This is a genomic window from Pantoea sp. MHSD4 (genome assembly GCF_021043305.1).
GTDB lineage: Bacteria > Pseudomonadota > Gammaproteobacteria > Enterobacterales > Enterobacteriaceae > Pantoea > Pantoea eucalypti.
This window is the reverse complement of the sequence record NZ_JAJNDH010000001.1, coordinates 661,025-682,724: the sequence shown is the minus strand read 5'-3', so window position 1 is coordinate 682,724 and position 21,700 is coordinate 661,025. Positions and strand designations below refer to the sequence as shown.

General features: G+C 46.1%; 19 protein-coding genes and 1 pseudogene. 7 read left to right on the top strand and 13 right to left on the bottom strand.

The features are described 5' to 3' along the window. Positions 1–8 precede the first annotated feature (8 nt). Both LQK91_RS03015 and LQK91_RS03010 read left to right on the top strand, forming a co-directional pair. Positions 9–4,256, top strand: coding sequence for an RHS repeat-associated core domain-containing protein (locus LQK91_RS03015; protein ID WP_105099055.1), 4,248 nt, complete (start codon positions 9–11; stop codon positions 4,254–4,256). 23 nt (positions 4,257–4,279) lie between these two features. Then, positions 4,280–4,615: a DUF7716 domain-containing protein gene (locus tag LQK91_RS03010; RefSeq protein ID WP_072628443.1), complete on the top strand. Its 336-nt coding sequence runs from the start codon at positions 4,280–4,282 to the stop codon at positions 4,613–4,615. 186 nt (positions 4,616–4,801) lie between these two features. Here the strand turns inward: LQK91_RS03010 and LQK91_RS03005 are convergent, their stop codons facing one another. Beyond that, positions 4,802–5,377, bottom strand: a complete 576-nt coding sequence (locus LQK91_RS03005) for a replication/maintenance protein RepL (RefSeq protein WP_105099054.1) — start codon at positions 5,375–5,377, stop codon at positions 4,802–4,804. Positions 5,378–6,719: 1,342 nt separating this feature from the next. On the opposite strand from LQK91_RS03005, the gene LQK91_RS03000 reads away from it, so the two are divergent. From LQK91_RS03000 to LQK91_RS02985, 4 genes are all read left to right on the top strand, one after another. Continuing rightward, on the top strand, positions 6,720–7,316 hold the full coding sequence (locus LQK91_RS03000; RefSeq protein WP_146257614.1) for a replication/maintenance protein RepL: 597 nt from the start codon (positions 6,720–6,722) through the stop codon (positions 7,314–7,316). Then, on the top strand, positions 7,303–7,677 hold the full coding sequence (locus tag LQK91_RS02995) for a hypothetical protein (RefSeq protein WP_105099052.1): 375 nt from the start codon (positions 7,303–7,305) through the stop codon (positions 7,675–7,677). The genes LQK91_RS03000 and LQK91_RS02995 overlap by 14 nt, the downstream gene beginning before the upstream one ends. Before the next feature lie 247 nt (positions 7,678–7,924). Further along, positions 7,925–9,916 carry a DEAD/DEAH box helicase gene (locus LQK91_RS02990; protein WP_105099051.1) on the top strand — a complete coding sequence of 664 codons (1,992 nt, stop codon included), beginning with the start codon at positions 7,925–7,927 and terminating at the stop codon, positions 9,914–9,916. Between the two features lie 32 nt (positions 9,917–9,948). Next, the gene (locus LQK91_RS02985; RefSeq protein ID WP_146257613.1) at positions 9,949–10,551 is read left to right on the top strand and encodes a hypothetical protein; all 603 of its coding nucleotides are present in this window, start codon (positions 9,949–9,951) and stop codon (positions 10,549–10,551) included. Positions 10,552–10,590: 39 nt separating this feature from the next. Here LQK91_RS02985 and LQK91_RS02980 read toward each other — a convergent pair whose 3' ends face one another. The 11 genes and pseudogenes from LQK91_RS02980 to LQK91_RS02930 all read right to left on the bottom strand — a co-directional run bounded on the left by LQK91_RS02980 (position 10,591) and on the right by LQK91_RS02930 (position 17,469). Then, positions 10,591–10,770 carry a hypothetical protein gene (locus LQK91_RS02980; RefSeq protein ID WP_105099049.1) on the bottom strand — a complete coding sequence of 60 codons (180 nt, stop codon included), beginning with the start codon at positions 10,768–10,770 and terminating at the stop codon, positions 10,591–10,593. A gap of 34 nt (positions 10,771–10,804) precedes the next feature. After that, positions 10,805–11,056 (bottom strand): annotated as a pseudogene (locus tag LQK91_RS02975) (DNA-binding protein). A gap of 129 nt (positions 11,057–11,185) precedes the next feature. Continuing rightward, on the bottom strand, positions 11,186–11,512 hold the full coding sequence (locus LQK91_RS02970; RefSeq protein ID WP_105099048.1) for a hypothetical protein: 327 nt from the start codon (positions 11,510–11,512) through the stop codon (positions 11,186–11,188). Positions 11,513–11,651: 139 nt separating this feature from the next. Then, positions 11,652–11,915 carry a hypothetical protein gene (locus tag LQK91_RS02965; protein ID WP_105099047.1) on the bottom strand — a complete coding sequence of 88 codons (264 nt, stop codon included), beginning with the start codon at positions 11,913–11,915 and terminating at the stop codon, positions 11,652–11,654. Between the two features lie 61 nt (positions 11,916–11,976). After that, positions 11,977–12,192, bottom strand: a complete 216-nt coding sequence (locus LQK91_RS02960) for a hypothetical protein (RefSeq protein WP_105099046.1) — start codon at positions 12,190–12,192, stop codon at positions 11,977–11,979. A 17-nt stretch (positions 12,193–12,209) separates the two neighbouring features. Continuing rightward, entirely contained in the window at positions 12,210–12,500 is a 291-nt protein-coding gene (locus LQK91_RS02955) for a hypothetical protein (protein ID WP_105099045.1), read from the bottom strand. A 27-nt stretch (positions 12,501–12,527) separates the two neighbouring features. Further along, positions 12,528–12,716 carry a helix-turn-helix transcriptional regulator gene (locus tag LQK91_RS02950; RefSeq protein WP_105099044.1) on the bottom strand — a complete coding sequence of 63 codons (189 nt, stop codon included), beginning with the start codon at positions 12,714–12,716 and terminating at the stop codon, positions 12,528–12,530. A gap of 144 nt (positions 12,717–12,860) precedes the next feature. Continuing rightward, positions 12,861–13,802, bottom strand: coding sequence for a DUF6387 family protein (locus LQK91_RS02945; RefSeq protein WP_105099043.1), 942 nt, complete (start codon positions 13,800–13,802; stop codon positions 12,861–12,863). Between the two features lie 655 nt (positions 13,803–14,457). Beyond that, positions 14,458–14,613: a hypothetical protein gene (locus LQK91_RS02940; RefSeq protein WP_003854427.1), complete on the bottom strand. Its 156-nt coding sequence runs from the start codon at positions 14,611–14,613 to the stop codon at positions 14,458–14,460. 140 nt (positions 14,614–14,753) lie between these two features. Then, positions 14,754–15,866: a lactonase family protein gene (locus tag LQK91_RS02935; RefSeq protein ID WP_105099042.1), complete on the bottom strand. Its 1,113-nt coding sequence runs from the start codon at positions 15,864–15,866 to the stop codon at positions 14,754–14,756. 193 nt (positions 15,867–16,059) lie between these two features. Further along, positions 16,060–17,469, bottom strand: a complete 1,410-nt coding sequence (locus LQK91_RS02930) for an EmmdR/YeeO family multidrug/toxin efflux MATE transporter (RefSeq protein ID WP_039659961.1) — start codon at positions 17,467–17,469, stop codon at positions 16,060–16,062. A 465-nt stretch (positions 17,470–17,934) separates the two neighbouring features. Here LQK91_RS02930 and LQK91_RS02925 point away from each other — a divergent pair, with 465 nt between their 5' ends. After that, complete coding sequence (locus tag LQK91_RS02925; protein ID WP_008926890.1) at positions 17,935–19,389, top strand: AMP nucleosidase; 1,455 nt, start codon at positions 17,935–17,937, stop codon at positions 19,387–19,389. Positions 19,390–20,393: 1,004 nt separating this feature from the next. Here the strand turns inward: LQK91_RS02925 and LQK91_RS02920 are convergent. After that, positions 20,394–21,692, bottom strand: a complete 1,299-nt coding sequence (locus LQK91_RS02920) for an NCS2 family permease (protein ID WP_008926891.1) — start codon at positions 21,690–21,692, stop codon at positions 20,394–20,396. Positions 21,693–21,700 lie beyond the last annotated feature (8 nt).

Here is a 21,700-nt window from a genome sequence, read left to right as displayed (position 1 = left end):
ACGTTGTTATGTTTGAAGCGGCACGCGTGGGTGATGATATTGGCCATTCTCATGCGCTGGCAGGGATGATTGCCGGAACGATTGTCGGTGGACTGATTGCCGCAGCGGGAGGTATCGCCGCCGGGGCATTGATGATTGCCGGTATCGGTGCGTCATGTCTGGGTATTGGTGTGCTTCTGGTCGGGGCCAGTCTGGCGGTTGGGTATTTTACGGGCGAACTGGCAACGAAGGCCAGGGACAGCATTGCGGATGCCGGGGCCGCCAGCATGGAGAAGGAAGGCGTTATCGCCACCGGCTCTCATAATGTGTTCATTAATGGCAGACCTGCCGCCCTTGCCACCGACAGCATGGTGGAATGCGCCAAAGATGCTGGCTCACAGCAGATGGCCGAAGGCTCCTCACGCGTGTACATCAATGGCCTGCCTGCTGCCCGTCTCGGCGATCAGACCACCTGTGGTGGAAAGGTTATGACCGGTTCAGGCAACGTGCGCATTGGCGGTGAGCCGGAACAGACACTGCCAATACAGTCAGAAGTCCCGGAATGGCTCTATAAAGCCTCTGACCTGACGCTGTTATTTGCCGGACTGCTCGGTGGAGCGGGCGGAGCGGCAGGTAAAGTCGGTGCGCTGGGAAGGCTGTTCAGTAAAATTCCGGGTATCAACAAACTGGCCCGCGTCGCCTGCCGCGCTGGCGTGCTGATGACCAGCGCCGCCGCCGTGGGCATTATCGCCCGCCCGGTTGATATCGTCAGTGGGCAGAAATTCCTCTCCGGTGATGACGAGCTGGACTTTGTATTACCCTCCCGTCTGCCGGTTGTCTGGCAGCGTTACTGGCGCAGCGGCAATCCCGGCGACAGCGTACTGGGCCGTGGCTGGTCACTTTTCTGGGAAACGCGACTGGAAAAATATCAGGACGGGCTGGTGTGGCGTGCACCGTCCGGCGATTACGTGTCATTTCCTCTCGTGCCGAAAGGGAAGCGTACCTTCTGCGAAACCGAAAAACGCTGGCTGGAACACCATCAGGATGATACCTGGTCAGTGTATGACATCGGCGGCGAACGCTGGTGTTACGCATCTCTGCAGGGTGATTCCCCTTCCCTGCCGCTGCGACTCACCGAACCTTGTGGTAACGATATTCTTTTTGACTGGAACGACGACCATACGCTGCATGCGCTCACCGACAGCGCCGGACAGCGCGTGGTCTGCCGTTATCAGACCGTCAGCGGACAGGTTCGCCTGGCCGGAGCCTGGCTGGATGATGAGATTTGTCTGGTCAGCTACGATTACGATGCTAAGGCCCGGCTGATTAGCGTCACCGGACGCGGCGGTCAGGTACGCCGCCGCTTTGGCTGGTATGATGACGGAGACGGCACGGATTTACTGCGCAGCCATGAGGACAGCAACGGTCTGCTGAACGAGTATCTCTGGCAGAGCCTTGACGGACTGCCCCGCGTGCTGGCTTACCGCAACAGCGCGGGTGAGCAGCTTACTTTTGATTACGATTTTGAAAACGGCACCCGTCGCGCCACCCGCGAGGATGGCGCACAGGCACACTGGCTGGTTGACGACGATGATAATGTTGCACGTTTCACCGATTATGACGGTCGCCAGACCGGCTTCGTCTGTCGTGATGGGGAGTTGTGCGATATTATCCTGCCTGACGGAGCCATGCGGCGCAGCAAGTGGGACCGTTACGGTCGCCTGACGTCAGAGACCGACCCGGCAGGCCGCACCACAGCGTATTACTGGTTCCGTAATACTGACCGAATCGCCCGCACGGTTTTCCCGGATTCAACAGCCACTCAGTCTGTGTATGACCTGAACGGTCGCCTGCTGTCGGAAACCGATGCACTGAATCACACCACCACGTATCACTACCCTGATGAAGAAGAAACGCTGCCTGACCGCATCACCGATGCCAGTGGTGGTGACGTGCTGCTGGTATGGAACCACCAGGGACTGCTGACTCAACGCACCGACTGCTCCGGCAGCGTGACCCGCTTTACGTATGACCGGTTCGGTCAGCTTATCACCAGTGAGGACGCAGAAGGCAACCTCACACGCCGCGAATGGAACGATGCAGGCCAGCTTACCGCCTTAATTCGGGCCGATGGCAGTCATGAAACGTTACGATGGAACGAGCACGGGCAACTTGCGGCCTGGCGAGACCCGCTGGAAAGTGAGGTTCGCTGGGAGTATTCCGCGCTTGGACTGCCAGAAAGCGTTACCGACCGCACGGGACGAACCCGCCGCTGGCACTATGACCCGAGGGGCAATCTGCTGCGTCTGGAAAACGGCAACGGTGGCGAGTACCGTTTTACTTATGACCCGACAGGCCATCTACTGAGCGAAACCCGCCCGGACGATACATCCCGGCAGATGGAATGGAATGAACGTGGACTGCTCACCACGCTTATGGAAAGCGGCAGGCCGGACGACGATGGCGGCATTCCGCGACGCGCTCAGCAGTTCAGCTATGACAGCAGCGGCCTGCTGACCACACGCACTACCCGCGATGCTCAGTACCATTACCAGCGTAAAAACAGCGGGCAGCTTACCGGCCTGACCCGCAAGCCAACCGCCGATGGCATGGCGCTGGGAATTGAAGAAGATGAAGTTCAGTTTACCTTTGACGCGGCAGGAAACCTGCTCGCTGAAAAGGGAGTCAACGGTGAACTGCATTCTGCGTATGACGTTCTGGGTAATCTCACTGCGCTGACCCTGCCCGGCGGCCAGCAGATAAGCTGGCTGCATTACGGTTCCGGCCACGTCAACGCCATCCGCTTCGGTCAGCAAATCATCTCTGAATTTACACGCGACCGCCTTCACAGGGAGGTGGCCCGCACTCAGGGAACCCGTGAACAGACCCGCCAGTATGACAGTCTGGGCAGACGTACCCGGCAGAGCAGCTTCACACCCGACCTGCCGGAACAGACAATCTTCGAACGCGCCTTCAACTACACCGGGCGGGGAGAACTGTCAGACGTCAGTGACACCCTCCGTGGCAACACAATTTATGGCTATGATGAGGAAGGTCGTTTTCTCAGGCACTACGAAGCCCGCCCGGACCACAGCAACAGGACGTTCCGCTACGACGCTGCGGATAATCTGCTGCCGGATAATGACCTCCCTGCCCTGCCGCTGAAGGATAACCGCCTCACGCACTGGCAGAACCTGTTTATGGAATACGACTGGTGGGGCAACCTGGTCAGTCGCTGCAGCGGCCTGTATCAACAGCACTACCAGTACGACGCGGAAAACCGGCTGATACAGGCCGGGGGCAATGGACCAGAAGGCAATTTTACCGCGCACTACCATTATGATGCGCTGGGCCGCCGCACACGCAAAACGGTCACCACGCCACACGGCACCAGGGAGACGCGCTTCCTCTGGCAGGGCCTGCGACTGTTGCAGGAGCAGCAGCAGAACGGGCAGTGCCAGACATATGTTTACGACCCGAACGAAGCATACAGCCCGCTGGCGCGCGTTGACCATTTGCGTGATGAAAATAGCGGAGAAGTTCTCTGGTTCAGCACCGATCTGAACGGTGCACCGCTGGATATCACTGATGAACAGGGACAACTCCGGTGGAGCGGACATTACGCGAGTTTTGGTGAGGTTGCACGACAGACGGAAGGTTTTCACAGACTCGCACAACAAACTGCCCTCGCTCATCAGCCGCTGCGCTATGCCGGGCAGTACGCTGACAGTGAGACAGGACTGCACTATAATCTGTTCCGGTATTACGATCCGCAGGTCGGGCGGTTTACGGTACAGGACCCCATAGGATTACTGGGAGGCTGGAATCTTTATCAGTATGCACCTAATCCTCTGGGTTGGATTGATCCGTTAGGGTTAGCTAATAGGCCAAATAATGGTGAATATCATATTTTTCATGATTATTCACTTGATCCTCAATATCGATATTCCAGTGATGCAGTCCAGTTCAACAGGGCTAATGTAGATTTCGTTCAAAAAATGGAGGCGAATCCGGAATTTCGACAAGATATGCTTAACAGATATCCAAAACTGAATGACTGGCTCAAAGATGGGGATATGAGCAGAAGCCCTTCGGGATTAACATGGCATCACCATGAAGATATAAACAGACTAACTCTGGTCGACAGAGCAGATCATAGATCTAATCATGCTTTATATCATCCAACTGGTAAAGGTGGACGTGATATTTGGGGTGGTGGAAAACCTGGACGACAAGGAAAACTTGATGGTCCTACGGGTAGAAAAATTTGTAGCTAAGACCTAAATATAAAGAGGATACTATGTCGATTAAAGGTAATCATATTAAATTGAACGATATAATTGACATCATGGTCAAAACTCGTTGTGAGGATGATAACTTTTGCATTTATGGTGCAGATGGAGAGTTATTCGGAGACAAAGAATATTTGGCTTCCGGTTATCCACAGGTAGATGAAAATGATAATGAAGTCTATCCGCAAGATGCATCTAGCAGAGGTTTATCATATATTTATTCTGGTGAGCAATTTGCTGATGTAATCTTATCAGTAATTGAACAAAAACCTTCTGCCAGTAACCAGGATTTTATTGATGCTCTAAACTATTATCTTGAAAATGATGATTTTTTAGACTTCTGAAATTTATCCAGACAGCCTGCGCGTAATCATGTATTGTAGCAGGCTGTATTAAAATTTTCACTGCTCTTTGTTCAGCCTCATCAGTACTAGAAACTAAATGAGGATTTAGACAGACGTTAGTCTCGCGAAGCCAATCACTTGCAATCCAAATAGCAAATATTTCGTTATCTTAGTGAAGCCATCATTCTACTTTAATTCTTTTATCGAGGGTGATTTTTTTAAAATATATGATTTAACGAATGACAGACGATCACCATTAAATATGAAATCAGGATTAATAAAGTAAGAGTTCTGAACAGTTGTTTCAGCAATAAAACTTTTGTTAACAAGCTCTTTCATTCCTCGGTAATACGTTGACTCCGAAATCTTCACTATGTCTTGATCTACAAGTTCATAAGCAAGGAAAACTCTGTCCGTATCTTTGAACTCCTGAACCGTTCTATACAAAATTTCAAACACCTTGGTTCCGGCTCCGGTAAGTTCAGTTAACGCTTTTACTCCGTTTATGTATAGTTTTAAAAATTGTGTTTTATCCACTTCCTGCCATTGAAAGAAGCCAGCACCTGCTAACTGTTCTCCGGTATTTTCATTAATAACTAACAATCGATCTTTACCCGTTGTGATCCTTCGTGATCCACTCTTCGTATTATTACTGGTGTTTTGCAAGAATGGATTTCTTTTGTATCTTGGCAATCCTCTTCTTGATTTTCTTAACTTTGAATCTTCTTTTACTTTTATTACTGAAATATTAAAATCATTCATTTTTTCTACCTTTTTTATTTTTATTTGGATGGTTAGTTATGTATTGCAAACATAATAAAATATGTCAAGTGTCAAAATCAAATTTATTTCTGACAATTCAAGTTCTTTTTATCGATACTTTAAATGCTAACAATAGCAATGTTTTTGACAGTTCATTTTCGATCTGTCAGGAAACAATAAATAATGACAGATTACATTACTGATCCTGACAGTTTAATCTGCAAGACCTGACAGTAACGATCCTTATTTAAAGCGGCCTGAGAGCAGTTTTCTTCTTCATTATTAATATAGAGTGAAGCGAGAGATGTTCTTTATTGATTTTATAAAGTGAAAAACAAGATGGTTTTCTTTTATTTTAAGTAACCCAACACGGCTGTTGCGCCGTTTCATTGGGGTTCATATTCATTACTTCTCTTTTATTTTATAATCAGGACACAAAACCCTGGACTCTGCTTATTTGCCTTTTAGGGGCAACCAGCAGACCAGGGACTGATGGTTTGTTATTTAATTAGTTTTTCTATGCAGCACATTCTCTTGCTCATATACTGCTTTAAAATCAAAACCCTTTGATAAAGAAAGCTGTCTTGTTTTTGCTTCCTGCTGTCAGCAAAACCGCTATGCGCTCACGCGCACTGACGACTTAAATAGCATGGATTTTTTGTTGAAACCATTTTCTTCATCGCGTGAAGACTTTTCTTCATTTCTGACTATAAAAATGAACTAAATCACTTTATTAGGTGAAGAAAAACGTTCTCACAATTTAAATAAAAAGGGCGAGAGCCAGGTTTTAGCGATTGAGCGCATTAGCTCAATCAAGACCAGCCATTTATCCAAGGTTTTAATTTTTGCGTAGTGCGAGCAAGCGAGCATGTAGCTCAGCAAAACTATTATTTTACTCATACAACCCATACAGGCATTGCTGGTTGCCCCTAAAAGGCAAAGAAGCAAATGCTCTGTTGTTGTCTTCTGTTACTGGATAAAAGAAGATCTTCAACTACCATGCCCCCCACAGGCACGACCTCATGTTGTGCAGGGGTTTAATAACAAAATTAAGGAAACCGTTTTCCTGATAAATAAAAACTGGCGGGATGTCCAGTTTAAGTAAACTTATTCCAGTCGGAACCTCATTGTGGCGATATTAAGATCACACAGGATTCCTGTTGTCCTCTTAGATCTTATATTTCTTATACTTCTTAAGATAAAAATATTCATATAAAACAACGCATTAAAAATTAATCTTCTTCATGTTTGTTGATTTTTCTTCGGGTTTGTAGATCTTTCTTCGGGTCTGTTCTTTTTCTCTTCGGGTTTGTTGTATTTCTCTTCATTCCTGATCATTAAAATGAAGAAAACACTTCAAAATATATTTGACATTTCAAAAAACATAGTTATATATGTATATTATAATAATAAAAAAGGAACCATGATGAATAACAACACCTATGATAAGAACCCATTTATATTGCAAAACGGCATTGAGATCCAGACGAAAGATAAAAGAAGAACAGTAGCTCGTGGAGAAAAATTTGAATCACCAGAGGGAGAACGATACGAAAGTGTCATTCACTCTATACAGGAAGTTGATAAAGAGAAATTCGTTAAGCTTTTCATTTCCAAAATCCGTGTTCTCTTTGATCTGTCTCTGACAGGTAATAAGCTATTTTACATATTTCTCTTTTCCATTTCAGACGCGATTGGTAAAGATCAGATTTATATGAATTTTGAAACAGCAAAAGATATAGCAAATCAGTGTGATTTCAACTTATCCAATCCTGTTTTTTATCGTGGAATAAAAGAACTTATAGAGAAGCAGATCATAGCGCCAAGCAAATCAAAGTACATTTACTATATCAATCCTGCGGTGGTGTTTAATGGAGACAGAGCCAGATTTATCGAAGAAATAAAAATAAAAAATGGAGATAAAAATGCTAAAAAATGAAATAAACGAAATACTAAACATTCATACCGACGAAGACGGTATAGCCAACGTCATAACAAAATCACTTATTCGTTATCACTCGGTTAATGGCATCAGCCATGACCAGTTCCAGAATAATTATCTAAACTACTTGAGAATGATTTTCTCCGGTCGTCAGTTTCACTTTTTAGACAAAGAAAAACTACTGTCATGTAAAGACCAGATCCTTAGCACTGTCATGGTAGCAGTTCGAGAAGACCTTACAGGCAAAACCGGAACGGAGGAGCTTTACCTGTCCAGTATGTGGCAACCAGAAGTACTGGAAGCTGTTATGGCTGGGCTTTTTGATAACAAACAGCTTCTCGCCATTATCAATTACTGACGCGCTACGGAGCAGCAATACACCTTCTCCCCCAGGACTTGCTGTTGGGTCCGGTATGAGCGAAGAGCGGACACTGCTAACAGCATTCTGTGCGAATCAGCAGGGAGCAGGTCAAAACGCCAAGCTGTAACGAGCTCACTAACTGCATACACTTGGTTGGAAGTTCCCTAAAAATGTTAGATAATAACTTATAGGTTTATCCACCACTTACGGTGGTTACTATTAACATTATCAGGTGACTAGCAGCATGCCAAATAGTTTATTTTATAATCATATAGAAAAGAGTGAGTTGAATACAAATGTTATTCAAAATATCGAGGAGTATGCTGAACAAAACCCAACTGAACAGTTATACTTAATAACAGCTCCATTAGGTGAAAACAAATATAGCTACTCTTATTCAGAAAACACTATAGTAATACTTTCACCAAAGCACAAAATAATATTCATTGATTTAAAAAATGATGAAGATGAGTTTGATGAATATTACGAAGATTTTATGGAGGATGTTAACTCTATATCTGATAAATATAGATATCAAAAACATATAGGAAGAGCTCGAAAATTAAAAGAAGGTTTCACGAGCCGGGTTACGCTAGATAACGACTTTGATTGCTCAGAAATTTTGAAAGAGAATCAACTTAACGAGGCTGACTATAGAAAGTGTGAGCTTTTGATATCATTAATTACGGGTAGTATAAATAATATAGACAAGGTCGGAGTTGAAACTCCAACAACGCTTCTTGAAAAAGTGAAACATAATATAATTTTATTTGATGGTGAGCAAACTCGATTTATATACAAGCAACTACCAAATAAAAGAATATCAATCCAAGGTTTGTCTGGCACTGGTAAAACCGAGCTTTTAATGCATAAACTAAAAGAAATATATGCATCGGAAGATAAGATTAAAATTTTCTTTACGTGTCATAATAAAGCATTATCTCATACACTGAAAGATAGGATTCCAACGTTTTTTGACTTTATGAAAGTCGAAAAACAAATCAAATGGAATAATGAGTTGTGGGTTGATAGGGCATGGGGTTCTAAGCAAGATAAAGACTCTGGGTTATATAGTTATATCTGTGATTTTTATGGCATTTCTTTTTCAAGGTGGAGCAAAAACACTAGTTACCATGAGATATTTTCTAAGGCATTAATTGAAATTAATAAAATTGAAGATTTAGAATATGCATTTGATTATATTTTAATTGATGAAAAACAAGACTTCCCTGAAGTATTTTTTGAGTTGTGTGAAAAGATTACTAGACACAAGGTATACGTAGCTGGTGATATTTTCCAGGATATTTTTGAAAATAACATCAAGAAAGAAGTTGAAAATGTCGACTATGTACTTAACAAATGTTACCGAACGGCACCTCGGATTTTAATGTTTGCACATGCTATTGGAATGGGGCTTTTTGAAAAAAACAAACTCAATTGGTTAGAAGATAGTGAGTGGGAAAGTAGTGGTTATACTATCAATAAAGCAAACAAAGAAGTGACACTCTCTCGTGATTCTATTCGGAGGTTTGAGGATTTGGAAGAGACAAAAATATCGAATATGAATATCATGAAACATATAAATGAGTCACAAATTATTGATATTTTAAAGCGTATTAAAAATGATAATCCGACAGTAGAATCAAATGATATTGCTATAATCATGTTAGATAAAGATAATTACATCTATGATTATATAGATCGTTTAGAGTTTAAAATTAGAACTGAGCTTAAATGGGATGTTAATAAGGCAGTAGAGACTAAGAAAAAAATACCAAATCAATTATTTATTTCAAACGTTAATAATGTCAAAGGATTGGAATTCCCTTTTGTTATTTGTGTAACAAAAGAAATTAAAGATAATTATACATATAGGAATAGTCTTTACACAATGTTAACCCGTTCATTTCTTCAGTCTTACTTGTTGATTGAAAAGTATGAAAAAATCCAATGCCAACTTGATGGTTTAGATATAATTAATACACAAGATGTAATTAAAACTAAAGAGCCAAGCAGGGAAGAAAAAGAAAGAATACAGAAGCGTATTGTTAAGGTTAAAAGTCAATCTAACGTCTCCTTCTATGATTTTATTAATGATATTTTAACAAAAGAAGGGATTGAAAAGAAATATTGGAAGAAATTCATCCAGTCTTTACCTGAAAGTTATAAAGACGATTTTGATGAGGATGGGATTGTTGAATTTATTAACGATAACAAAAAGTACTACTGCAGATGATTGAGTACACATTTGATATAGATGAATCTTACATGGATAGATTTTTTAAGCCGATTAAAAATAAAATCCAGATAATAGAACTATTGATGAATAGTATTAAATATATGCTTATCAATCCGACAATTAAAGAAAGCAACGCTAAGGGTAAGATTATTGTTAGAATTGATAAAATGAGTAGAATATTTTTTGTGAAATCTGATAAATATTTTTCAATAATGTTCCCATTTTACATTAAGAAAAATGAAGGCTACTCATTCAATTTTAGAAACGAGATGGAAGTTGATAATCGAATTACATCTGAGGTTATATCATTAATAAATGAGCCGAGTTTTTATAGTGATTGTAGCTTGGAGTTTGTTGAGAAAATATCCTCATATCAAGAGGATAGTTGTAACGAGAATTATTGGAGTTTTTTGAGAGAGTTACTCATGATGGAAGATGGATATTTAAGGTATGACTATGATAGGGTTAACTATGAAAAACATGGTAAAAAAGACATACATCCCTTGCATCACTACGACTTATTTTATGGTAGCAATTCTACTTTTAAAATTGGATTGAAACGAAAAATATCAGAGGAAGATTTTTTAGACTTGCTGAACATAAAAACCGATTGTAAGTTTATTAATTGTTAGGAAATACAGAGGGAGGGCATTATCCTGTCACCGATTGAATTAGCTATATTTGTTAATTTTCTGGTGCAGGGGGTAATCCCCCCGAAAAAACAATGCAGGCATAAGTTGAGTTTTCTTCCCCCCTGAATGCAGCGGGATTTCTATGAAATGATCACGGTCACCGGCAGCCAGATAATTTCCATTTTCATTCAATCCGATGAGGTACTTAAACTTGGTCATCAATTTCCGCTATTGGCACACAACACCCTTGATACTACCCAGTTTCTTGAGGCTGACGCAACAGATCCTTCATACAAATCCCATCCTTCCTCATCTGCTCAAGGATCTTCTTCATTCTTATCTGCCGTACAGCCTCTTCCCCAATCTCTGCGTAGTGCTCAGCCCGCCGTTCAGCGACTACTTTTCTAAACTAAACCAAAATTTTTTCAAGTGTTTTGATATCCGTTGTAGCTGCGGCTTGCTGGATGTCTCTGTACTGATATAGTATGTGAAATCCTTTAATCATTTTAAAAACTCTTATATTAGACTTTGATAACAATGTTAATTTTCAAAGGCTGATTCCAGCCCTTGAATTATTAGTCGTAAAATATAAAATCAACATATATTTTATGAGCACTTGTTAGAGTGTCAAAAATTATTTTACCCTACCGTCCATTCCCTTGAGTTTTATATATTCTTGGTACATACACTCCAACATATATTTTGTCTTTTCTATATCAACTTCTTCAAAAGAATAATGCATCCCTCTTAACATATCTTTGCCAATTTCAAGTTCTTCTCTGGTTCGATAGATGATTTCATTGACGAGATGCATCCTGAATTCATTTGACATAACAATAGTAGCTGCTCCCTGCACCAAACTTTCCTTTTCCTCAATAAAACTCAAAAATCGATTCACTGCATACAAAGAGAAAAAACTGGTTGACGCTTCTTCATTACTTTCAATATTTTTAGCATTCATATTATTTTCCTTATATTTAATTTTATACAATAAAAACCTCTTTTTCTGGCATGTAATATGCCAGTATGTTAGTCTTCTTTTGATTTTTTATATCATGTTTATCAAAGGCTATTTCCAGCCTAATAATTCTTTATTAAATTTATTCTTCATCTTCAAATTTATAAGTCACAAGCATTTTATCTCCTCTCGATATCATTTCATGAAAATAATCCATTCCTTTTTCTTTACCATAATGCTTCATTACTTCCTCATAATACTGGTTACGTATTAGCGATTTTACATCGTCTCTGTTGGCATTTAAATCTGCAATCGTATATCCACGTTCTTTCTTTAGCTTTTTTAAATAATTTGAAAGTAAACCAAAAGACTCTTTCAATATTTTATTATATTCTTTTCTTCTCATACTACTCCTTTCTATTATTATGAATTTTTTATAAATTAATCTTATTTCTTTATCTTGTGAATTAAATATTCATATTGTTAAACTTTTCTGTCTTCTCTTTCCCATATACTAATGTCAGGATCAGTTCTGCTCCATCACGCAATGCGTCATAGGCTCCACCCACATTGTTTGCTACATCATCATTTGTATAACCCAATTCCTCATGCACTTTTTTCAAAAACTCTGCGGTAAACTCTTCAACAATCTTAGTCATTTCTACAACCAGTTTCTTATTCATTTTATTATCCTTTTGTTTTATTTAAATCTAACCAGAGCATCACCTTTGGAAATCATAGTTCCAATATGATTAGAAATACTTTCTGAAGTTTCCTTAGCGAATTCATTAAAAAAACAAGCTGCTTCCTCTTGACCATATTCCTTTATTACTTGCTCCATTGCTAATGAAGTTATTAATTGGTTAAACTGTTCCATAACTTCATTTTGATCTTCATTTTGTAATGATAATTCCTCCACAATTACCTTATGTGCTTCCTGGATTGCAGCCCCCATAAAAGTCAGCATTTCATAGTATATATTTTTATTCATATTTTATTCCTCTGTTATTTTTTAAATTTAAGATCTTGTACTGTTAACTAAATTATCTATCCAACTATCAATTTCACTTTCTATAAAGGCAATCGCTCTTTCACCGATCTTTATTGGTTCAGGAAACCGTTTCTGTTTAATGAGCCGATAAATCCATGCCCTACAAAATCCTGTCCTGTAAAGGACTTCGTGCATTCGTATTAATTTTTTATTCATGTTGTTTTCTCCTGTTTATTTCGACGAGGAGAATTATCTAAGATTGGAGGATTAGAAAAAATTGATGGAATTTACGGAATGTTTCTGGGGATCTGTGAGGTAGTAGTTTACAGGGATAAGATTATTTCTCTTATCCCTTGACTTTCATATTATATTTCTTTTTTTCTCATTCAGGTTGTACACTTCTCTTACTTTAACATCCATTAAGTGTCTGTTTTTATACAAAAACATCGTGAAGAGATTATCAAATTCCTCGGTAAGTGCTTTCTTAGCAAGTGGTCTGTCAGTTTCTTTGATTTGCACCTGATCACGGCACTCCTCCATTCCCCAATGGTAGAGAAGCTGTTCCAGATCCTTATCACTGAGTTTGTAGTTATTTAATTTTGCGTGATAAAGAAGGTCTAAAATAGGAATAACTCGAAAATCAACTATTTTTTGAACCATCGCCTCCCCGAAACCATAGGTATGCTGACTTTTTTTTGGCTTGATGCCTGTTTGCTTACGCCATCGGTTTAACAGATAGTGCAGTGATTCAATGATTTGATCGTCTGTTGATAGACTTAAATTTATTTCCAGATTAAATGCACTCCCTGCCTTTAAGTTAAGGTTCTTCTTCTGCACGTCAGTCATCTTCATGGATTCAATTAGTTGCTGAGCATATATCTGTTTGTATCGCAGGATAGGTTGTTGCAACCAGTACCTGTTTTTTTCTGTGTGGAATGCTACCGTTTTTTCTCCGTAGTTTAGCAATCCAGTTTTTTTGATATCCCTTTCCAATTGATAAAGCTTACCAGCGGTCATAAGCCTGACATGTTGATCACTCTCATAAGACTCTACATCGTCATCTGTTGGCTTAGAGGCTAACAAGGGCTTCCCTGAGAAGATTAACTCCCTTTCTTCAAGGTTAGCCTGACTCACACACCATTCAGGTTCATCGCTTTCCAGCGCTTCTTCCATTTCGTCAAACATTGCCTTTCTTTTGCGGATCTCCAGGCAAAGTTGCATTACTGTTATATCTTTTAAAACATTATAATTTTCAGGCTTAAACCATTTTGTTAACTTAACTTTTTTAGCTGCGCTTGTCATCGATAATCCCCCTTATAAACAGGCTGTTACTATACGATAGCGTTTTCCGAAAGTTGACAGGTTTGATTTTCTGAGGTAACAATTCTTGTGATGTCTACTGACGTAAACTGATATAAACAATTGAATATAATTGACTTTTTACACTTACACATTAAATAATGTTGGTAAAAATGCTGGTAAAAAATCAGTTAACTTTTACAAACCCAATAACAGAAGGAGTTATAGATGAAGTTCGAGTCCAGTCAGAGGAGCCAGAATTAGAGAAAGCAGATATCTTCGGATATCTGCTTTTTTGCTTTATACCCGTTGGATATCCCTTCCTTCATATTTATCCCCTTTCAATTAAAAACACGTCATCCCACACCCTTTTTCAGATATGCATTTTGGCAATGGTTGTTCCATTTCATTATTGGCCAATAAGCGGTAGATGCCGTTATGGCACAAACTTGTCTCAAAGAAAAAACGCCGGGCTTTTTAGATCTGAGATTGATACTCGTGGCGTAAGAGACGTTCAGGAGACGTCATTATTGTTTTGCCTGAGTGCATTTTTGCCAAATTGAACCTCTACTCATCAACGGACTCAGCCTCTCAATCCCCTTGCGTAAAAAAGCCCGCTCAGATTACGGGCCTTCAAACACACAAAACACAACAACCACTATTTTTCATGATAGCGATGCACAGCCGGATAATATTCCAGCCCATACAGCTGGCTCAGCGGCAGCAGCAGCTCGACATTGATATCATGCCCATGCTGACTCACTCCGGGGCCACTCAGCAGCTGTTCAAACCAGGCTATCAGTTTCTGTTTCATCTCAGGTTCTCCGCATCGGTTGATAACCTGAGTAAACCTGTTTGTGCGCGCAATCTGAAGCAAAAATTTCTGCGCTGCTTATGCCGGAGATGGCATAAGCAGCCTGCCCGGCTGATTAGTCAGCGCCAGAAACAGGTCTGTTACTGCGTAATCAGCGTCACCCAGTTCGCGCCTTTACCAGCAGGTGCTTCAGCGACCCGTTTCAGTTCGCCGCTGGCAGGATCGATAGCGTAACTGCCAATCACGGCACTCTTCTCGCCGCTGACGATCAGCCATTTGCCCTTTGCATCGATAGCTATACTGCGCGGCTGTTTTTCAACCGGCCAGCTGCCGATTAGCGTTAACTCACCGGATTGTTTATCCACCCGGTAGCCGCTGACGGTGCTGGAGGTGCGCTCGGTCACGTAGATAAATTGCCCATCCGGCGTAATTTTGATGTCTGCCGCCCAGATGCGCGGTGTCGGATCGCTGTAACCCGCCGGGCGCTGCTCGCCATGCTGCAGGTTATATTTCTTCGCCACCGCATTTGGCCAGCGTTTCAGCTCTGTCAGTGAGCCATCCGCCGCGCGCCGGAATTGGGTGATGGTGCCGCTCATTTCCGTGAGGTTATAGAGAAAACGATTATCCGGCGAGATCACCGAATGCCGCGCACCGCTGTTCTTCTCTCCCTGAACAAAGCCGGTGCCCAGTGGCGTGATGGCCCCGTCACTGGCAAAGGTATATTGCAGCACCCGATCCGCGCCAAGATTGCCAACGTAGAGTGAATGGTTAGTGACGTCGGTAATTACGGAATGGGCATGGGGCCCGGTTTTCACTTCGCCCGTGACCTGCGCGGTCACAATCCCTTTGTCATCAATCCGGTTGCTGGTGACGATATCGCTGTCATAGGAGGCGGCCAGCAGATAGCGTCCGCTCTTATCAGTGGTAATCCACGGGAAGCTAGCTGCAACCGGCGTTACCGCCAGTTTCTGCAAATCACCCTGCGGCCCGGTAACGCGCCAGCTGATGATCGAATAAGGCGGACTGCGCAGCGCACCATAGAGATGTTTACCATCCGGGCTGGCCGCCAGCGGCATGATTTTTTTTCCGGCCGGCGTATCGCCCCACCATTTCAGGCTGCCGTTCGCCTCACTGAGCTGATAGCGGGAAACGGTGCCGGATTCAGCATTCGACACATAGACAAAGGTTGTCGCCCACAGCGGGCAGCTACACAGCAGCGGCAGAAGTGCCAGCGCCGTTTTGAGACGGATCATAGGGTCACCTTGATAAGTAGTCTCTGCGTCAGTGCGCAGCAGGCATTACGCTAACCCCGTCTGATGAGGCTGGCTTTGTGCAACTGTCTGAATTTAGGACCAGAAGTCTGGAGATGTGACGGAGATGTTATTTTTTGGGGCGGGAATGAGATTTAACGCCTCCCCCAGAATCAGGGAAGGCGTAAGCAGAACGCTAACCGGTTTTGGCGATCATCTTCCGGTAGCGATCGAGCCACTTACCGCTATTGAGCCGCCACCAGAAGAAGATGCCGCGCACCGTCCAGTCGAGGAACATCCCCAGCCAGACACCGGTAACCCCCATCCCAAGCACAATGCCGAGCAGATAACCGGCCACCACACGGGCGCACCACATGCTGAACATTGAGACATACATGGTGTAACGCGCATCACGCGCGCCCTTAAGTCCGGCGGGCAGCACCCAGGACGCGGCCCATAGCGGCATAAAGAGCGCGTTAAGCCAGAGCAGGTGCTTCGTTACGTTTATCACCTCCGGGTCGCTGGTATAGAAGCGGGCCAGTAACCCGGCCAGCGGTACGGTCAACAGCGCTATCGCACTCAGACATGCCGTCGCCAGCCAGAAAACATGCCGCACCTGGCGTTCCGCCTGGAACACCTGATTCCGGCCTAATCGTGTGCCGGTAATAATGGTGGATGCAGAGCCCAGCGCATTGCCCGGCAGGTTGATCAGGGATGCAACAGAGAACGCGATGAAGTTACCGGCAATTTCACTGGTGCCCATCCCTGCCACAAAGACCTGGGTCAGGAGTTTGCCGCCGTTGAACAACACAGACTCGATACTGGCAGGCACACCTATGCCTAAAACTTCCATCAGGATGCTGCTGTTCCAGCGCCGGAAATAGCTCGATAGCGTGATTTTCAGCGAGGCGTTAAAGCCGATCATCAGCACGTAAATCACCGCGATCGCCCCGATATAGCGGGTGATGGTAAGTCCGAGTCCGGCCCCGATAAAGCCTAAACCGTCCCACGAGAAGCAGCCATAAATCAGCACGCTACTGATGATGATGTTCAGGATGTTCATGCCGCCGTTAATCAGCATCGGAATTTTGGTGTTGCCTGCACCGCGCAGCGCCCCGCTGCCGATCAGTGTGATGGCCGCAGCCGGATAGCTCCAGGCGGACGTCTGCAGATAGCTCAGCGCCAGTTCTTTCACTTTGGGATCGGCTGCACCGGCGATCGCATCGACAATCAAATGGCCCCAGAACTCAATGGCGATCACCAGCACAAAGGCAAGTATCGTCATCATAGCCAGCGACTGTCGCGTGGCGGCGCGGGCGCGCTTCCCGTTGCGTTTTGCCAGGCTGAACGCCACCACCACCGTGGTGCCGAGATCGATGGCGGCAAAGAATGAGATGATCACCATGTTGAAGCTGTCAGCCAGGCCCACGCCTGCCATCGCCTCTTTACCCAGCCAGCTGACCAGGAAGGTGCTCAGAACGCCCATCAACAACACACAGGCGTTCTCGAAGAAGATAGGCACTGCCAGTGGCGATATTTCACGCCAGTAGAGCGTGCGATAAGAGCGGCGTTTTGGATACCACGCCGTGCGCCTGATCGCCTGCATCACTGCTACGCCGGGATTTTGCAAAGGATTACCAAATCAGAAGTGACTGGATAGGAGATCTAATGATGATAGGGGGCTGAGAAATATGCAAAGTCTTTCCGGCGCAAATTAATCATGGTTACAAACTTTTTAATCCCGTTACGGCAGATTCTGCCTCACCGCCCTGTCCGCTGTAGCAATTCTGATTATTTACCTGACGTTATGATCGATTACCGCCGGCTTGCATAAGGCTGCTTTACGGCGCATTCGTCACCCGTAACGCGGTTAATGACGGCTAATCATCCTGTCTGATAGTAAAGATTTACTTAACGGACCTCAGTGCGACTGACTCATCCTTAAAACCGTACTGCTCAGATTTCCCGCTTCGTTAGCGCGAAAAATCAGCAATCACAGATTCTTCACCAATCTCTGCAGCAAACCCGCTAAGCTTGGGGCAAATTGCGGAAAAAAATGGAAGGAGAAACCATGCCGACACTACGGAAAAACCTGACCAGCCAGCAGGCGCTGGATGAACTTGAACGCCTCTACGACAGTGCCGTTGATGCGCTGCGTGCGGCGATTAAAGTCTTCACCGAAAACGGCACGCTGCCGGATGAGGCCGATCGGGCAGCGGGACTGTTTGTCTACCCCGAGCTGCGCATCACCTGGCACGGCGAAGGCCCGCAGCAGAACCGCACACGTGCCTGGGGACGTTTTACCCACACCGGCAGTTACAGCACTACCGTCACCCGTCCGGCGTTGCTGCGTCACTATATTGCGGAACAGCTGGCAATGCTGGAGAAGGAGTATCAGCTGGAGATTGACGTGGTGCCGTCCAGCCAGGAGATCCCCTATCCTTACGTGATCGACGGCTCCGATCTGTCACTGGATCGTACCATGAGTGCCGGTATTGCACGCCACTTCCCGACCACCGAGCTGTCACAGATTGGCGATGAGACCACCGACGGTCTGTTCCACGCTGACGCCAAATTCCCGCTGTCGCATTTTGACGCACTGCGCACCGACTTCTCGCTGGCCCGCCTGCGTCATTACACCGGCACCAGCGTGGAGCACTTCCAGCCGTTTGTGCTGTTCACTAACTACACCCGTTATGTTGACGAGTTTGTGCGCTGGGCGATTGAGCAGGTACGCGATCCCAATACCCCTTACGACAGCCTGGCCTGTGCCGGCGATGTAGTGCTGACCTCGGACACCGCCGACAGTGAGTCGATGCTTTCTGATCTGGCGTGGAAGAAGCACCAGATGCCAGCCTGGCATCTGACTTCGCCGAATCGCCGTGGTATTACGTTGATCAATATCGGCGTCGGCCCGTCGAATGCTAAAACCATCTGCGATCATCTCGCGGTAATGCGCCCTCACGCCTGGCTGATGATTGGTCACTGTGGCGGTCTGCGTGAGAGCCAGCGAATTGGCGATTACGTGCTGGCCCACGCCTATCTGCGTGACGATCACGTGCTCGACAGCGTGCTTCCGCCAGACATCCCGGTGCCTAGCATTGCCGAAGTGCAGCGCGCGCTCTACGACGCCACAAAAGCCGTGAGTAATATGCCTGGCGAAGAGGTGAAGCAGCGTCTGCGTACCGGCACCGTGGTGACCACTGACGATCGCAACTGGGAGTTACGCTACTCCGCGTCGGCTCTGCGCTTTAACCTGAGCCGCGCCGTCGCAGTCGATATGGAGAGCGCCACTATTGCCGCGCAGGGTTATCGCTTCCGTGTGCCGTATGGCACGCTGCTGTGCGTTTCGGATAAGCCGCTGCACGGCGAGATTAAGCTGCCTGGTCAGGCGAACCGCTTCTACGAAGGGGCGATTTCGGAGCATCTGCAGATTGGCATTCATGCGGTTGAGTTGCTGCGCGCCGAGGGTGATAAGTTGCATTCGCGTAAGTTGCGGACGTTCAATGAGCCGCCTTTCAGGTAAGTTTTTCGCCGCTGGCGAGGGGGAGTGTTCGCTGCGCGAACGGGGCTTGAGTGCGGAGCTGAAGCTGGTGTTTGTTCGCTGCGCGAACGGGCTATGAGAGGGTTTCGTTCGCCTGGTGAGCTGGCCAGTTTCAGTTACGCCTCTGCAGGCGACCCACAAGGGGGCGCCAGTCGCCGCGCCCCCTTGACCCCGGGCTCCGGCCTGCTTCACCGCCGCTTCGCGGTCCCTTCGCTTCTTCCGGATTTCTTACGGACCGGCGGGACGCGCCATCCTTGGCGCGAACCCGCCTCTTCGCGGCATCCCTGCCGCTCGTCCTGAAATCCCTCATCCGCTCAGCGGTTCTGACGGCCTCCCTTCCCCGCTTTTATCTCTTCTTTTTGTGTTGGGTACGTCGTCGCTGTAAGTCCGGAGGATTATCTGTGTCTCTCTGCCGGGCAGGAAGAATGGCCTTCTACCCACGCTGATATCGCTTATTTTTGTGTTGGGTAAGTAATTGCAGCAAGTCTGAAGGATTGCCTGCGGTTTTAAGCCTGACAGGAAGAATGGCCTTTCACCCTATCAACTGTTGTCTCTTATTTTTAATGCTGGTGCATTGCCGCTGATAGTTTTCAAAATTAGCTCTGGTTTTCAAACCACCAGACAACGCTATGTCCGATAAAAACCAGGATATTAAAGGCGGGGGTTTACCTGAGGCATCCGAAGCGCTGAGGAGCAACCGGAGGCAAGGATGAGCCGACAGGACGTCGGCGAAAGGACGGCTCGCGCCACGGATGGCGCGTCCGGACGGTCCGCAGTCCGCAGGGCGTGACGAAGGCACCCCGCAAAGCGGGGCGCGAAGGCTGCCGGACGCCGGGATTGTTAAGGGGCGGGCGTACGCCCCTTAACGCGTCCGCCTGCACGGGTAAACTGAAACTCCCCACCGCCTGGCGGGCGTAACCTTCTCAGCGTAACCCGCTCAGCGCCAGCCCGCCGCAAGGCGTAACATCCCTGCCGCCAGGCAACAGCTAAGCACTCAGCCATCCCAGCTTAATCACAAACAGAATCGACAGAATCACCAGCGCCGCATTTATCTCTTTCACACGACCGCTCAGCAACTTCACCAGCGTCCAGGTAATGAAACCAAACGCGATGCCGTTAGCAATAGAATAGGTCAGCGGCATGGTCAACGCAGTCACGGTGACTGGCGCAGCGGTAGTAATATCTTTCCAGTCAATATCAGCCAGACCGGATGTCATCAGCACAGCCACAAACAGCAGCGCAGGTGCGGTGGCATAGACCGGCACGCTGGAGGCCAGCGGCGAGAAGAACAGCGCCAGCAGGAACAGCACACCTACCACGATCGCCGTCAGGCCGGTACGGCCTCCGGCACTCACACCCGCCGCAGATTCCACATAACTGGTGGTGGTCGAGGTGCCGAGCAGCGAACCAAACAGTGCAGCGGCACTGTCGGCAATCAGCGCACGGCCCATCTTCGGCACGTTACCCTGCTCATCAGCCAGACCGGCACGTTTGGTCACGCCCAGCAGTGTGCCGGTGTTATCAAACACATCGACAAACAGGAAGGCAAAAATCACGCTGACCAGGCCAACGTTAAATGCCCCGGCAATATCAAGCTGCAAAAAGGTCGGTGCAATCGATGGCGGAGCTGAGAAAACGCCCGCGAACGGCGACAGGCCAATGCCCATGGAGATAAAGGTCACCAGCAGAATGCCGATCAGCACCGCACCGGTTACGCGGCGTGCTTCCAGCACCACGATCACCACAAAGCCCAGCATCGCCAGCAGCGGGCCGGGTTTAGTCAGATCGCCAATACCCACCAGCGTCGCCGGGTTATCAACCACGATGCCTGCCCCTTCCAGCGCAATAATTGCCAGAAACAGCCCGATACCAGCGCCAATCCCGGCACGCAGCGGCAGCGGGATACTGGCAATAATCCACTCACGAATCTTAAACAGTGACATCGCGAAGAAAATTACCGCCGAAAGAAACACCGCACCCAGCGCAATCTGCCACGTGTAGCCCATATGCAGCACCACGGTATAGGTGAAGAAAGCGTTCAGTCCCATACCCGGCGCCAGCGCAATCGGATAGTTGGCAATCAGCCCCATCAGCACACAACCAATCGCCGCCGCCAGACAGGTCGCGACAAATACCGCGCCCTTGTCCATGCCGGTTGCGCCCAGAATGCTCGGGTTCACAAACAGAATATAAGCCATCGCCAGGAAAGTGGTGATCCCGGCGATAATCTCGGTACGAACCGTCGTGTTATGCGCTTTGAGTTTGAATAGTTTTTCTAACATCATCATCTCTC

Excerpts from the sequence above, each read along its gene's own strand:
- LQK91_RS02985 (WP_146257613.1), top strand. The coding sequence starts at position 9,949 with ATGGATAGATTTTTTAAGCCGATTAAAAATAAAATCCAGATAATAGAA.
- LQK91_RS03005 (WP_105099054.1), bottom strand. The coding sequence starts at position 5,377 with ATGAATGATTTTAATATTTCAGTAATAAAAGTAAAAGAAGATTCAAAG.
- LQK91_RS02990 (WP_105099051.1), top strand. The coding sequence starts at position 7,925 with ATGCCAAATAGTTTATTTTATAATCATATAGAAAAGAGTGAGTTGAAT.
- LQK91_RS02945 (WP_105099043.1), bottom strand. The coding sequence starts at position 13,802 with ATGACAAGCGCAGCTAAAAAAGTTAAGTTAACAAAATGGTTTAAGCCT.
- LQK91_RS02960 (WP_105099046.1), bottom strand. The coding sequence starts at position 12,192 with ATGAATAAGAAACTGGTTGTAGAAATGACTAAGATTGTTGAAGAGTTT.
- LQK91_RS02980 (WP_105099049.1), bottom strand. The coding sequence starts at position 10,770 with ATGACCAAGTTTAAGTACCTCATCGGATTGAATGAAAATGGAAATTAT.
- LQK91_RS02930 (WP_039659961.1), bottom strand. The coding sequence starts at position 17,469 with ATGCAGGCGATCAGGCGCACGGCGTGGTATCCAAAACGCCGCTCTTAT.
- LQK91_RS02965 (WP_105099047.1), bottom strand. The coding sequence starts at position 11,915 with ATGAGAAGAAAAGAATATAATAAAATATTGAAAGAGTCTTTTGGTTTA.
- LQK91_RS02995 (WP_105099052.1), top strand. The coding sequence starts at position 7,303 with ATGCTAAAAAATGAAATAAACGAAATACTAAACATTCATACCGACGAA.
- LQK91_RS02940 (WP_003854427.1), bottom strand. The coding sequence starts at position 14,613 with ATGAAACAGAAACTGATAGCCTGGTTTGAACAGCTGCTGAGTGGCCCC.
- LQK91_RS02950 (WP_105099044.1), bottom strand. The coding sequence starts at position 12,716 with ATGAATAAAAAATTAATACGAATGCACGAAGTCCTTTACAGGACAGGA.
- LQK91_RS02970 (WP_105099048.1), bottom strand. The coding sequence starts at position 11,512 with ATGAATGCTAAAAATATTGAAAGTAATGAAGAAGCGTCAACCAGTTTT.
- LQK91_RS03000 (WP_146257614.1), top strand. The coding sequence starts at position 6,720 with ATGAAGAAAACACTTCAAAATATATTTGACATTTCAAAAAACATAGTT.
- LQK91_RS02955 (WP_105099045.1), bottom strand. The coding sequence starts at position 12,500 with ATGAATAAAAATATATACTATGAAATGCTGACTTTTATGGGGGCTGCA.
- LQK91_RS02925 (WP_008926890.1), top strand. The coding sequence starts at position 17,935 with ATGCCGACACTACGGAAAAACCTGACCAGCCAGCAGGCGCTGGATGAA.
- LQK91_RS02935 (WP_105099042.1), bottom strand. The coding sequence starts at position 15,866 with ATGATCCGTCTCAAAACGGCGCTGGCACTTCTGCCGCTGCTGTGTAGC.
- LQK91_RS02920 (WP_008926891.1), bottom strand. The coding sequence starts at position 21,692 with ATGATGTTAGAAAAACTATTCAAACTCAAAGCGCATAACACGACGGTT.
- LQK91_RS03015 (WP_105099055.1), top strand. The coding sequence starts at position 9 with ATGTTTGAAGCGGCACGCGTGGGTGATGATATTGGCCATTCTCATGCG.
- LQK91_RS03010 (WP_072628443.1), top strand. The coding sequence starts at position 4,280 with ATGTCGATTAAAGGTAATCATATTAAATTGAACGATATAATTGACATC.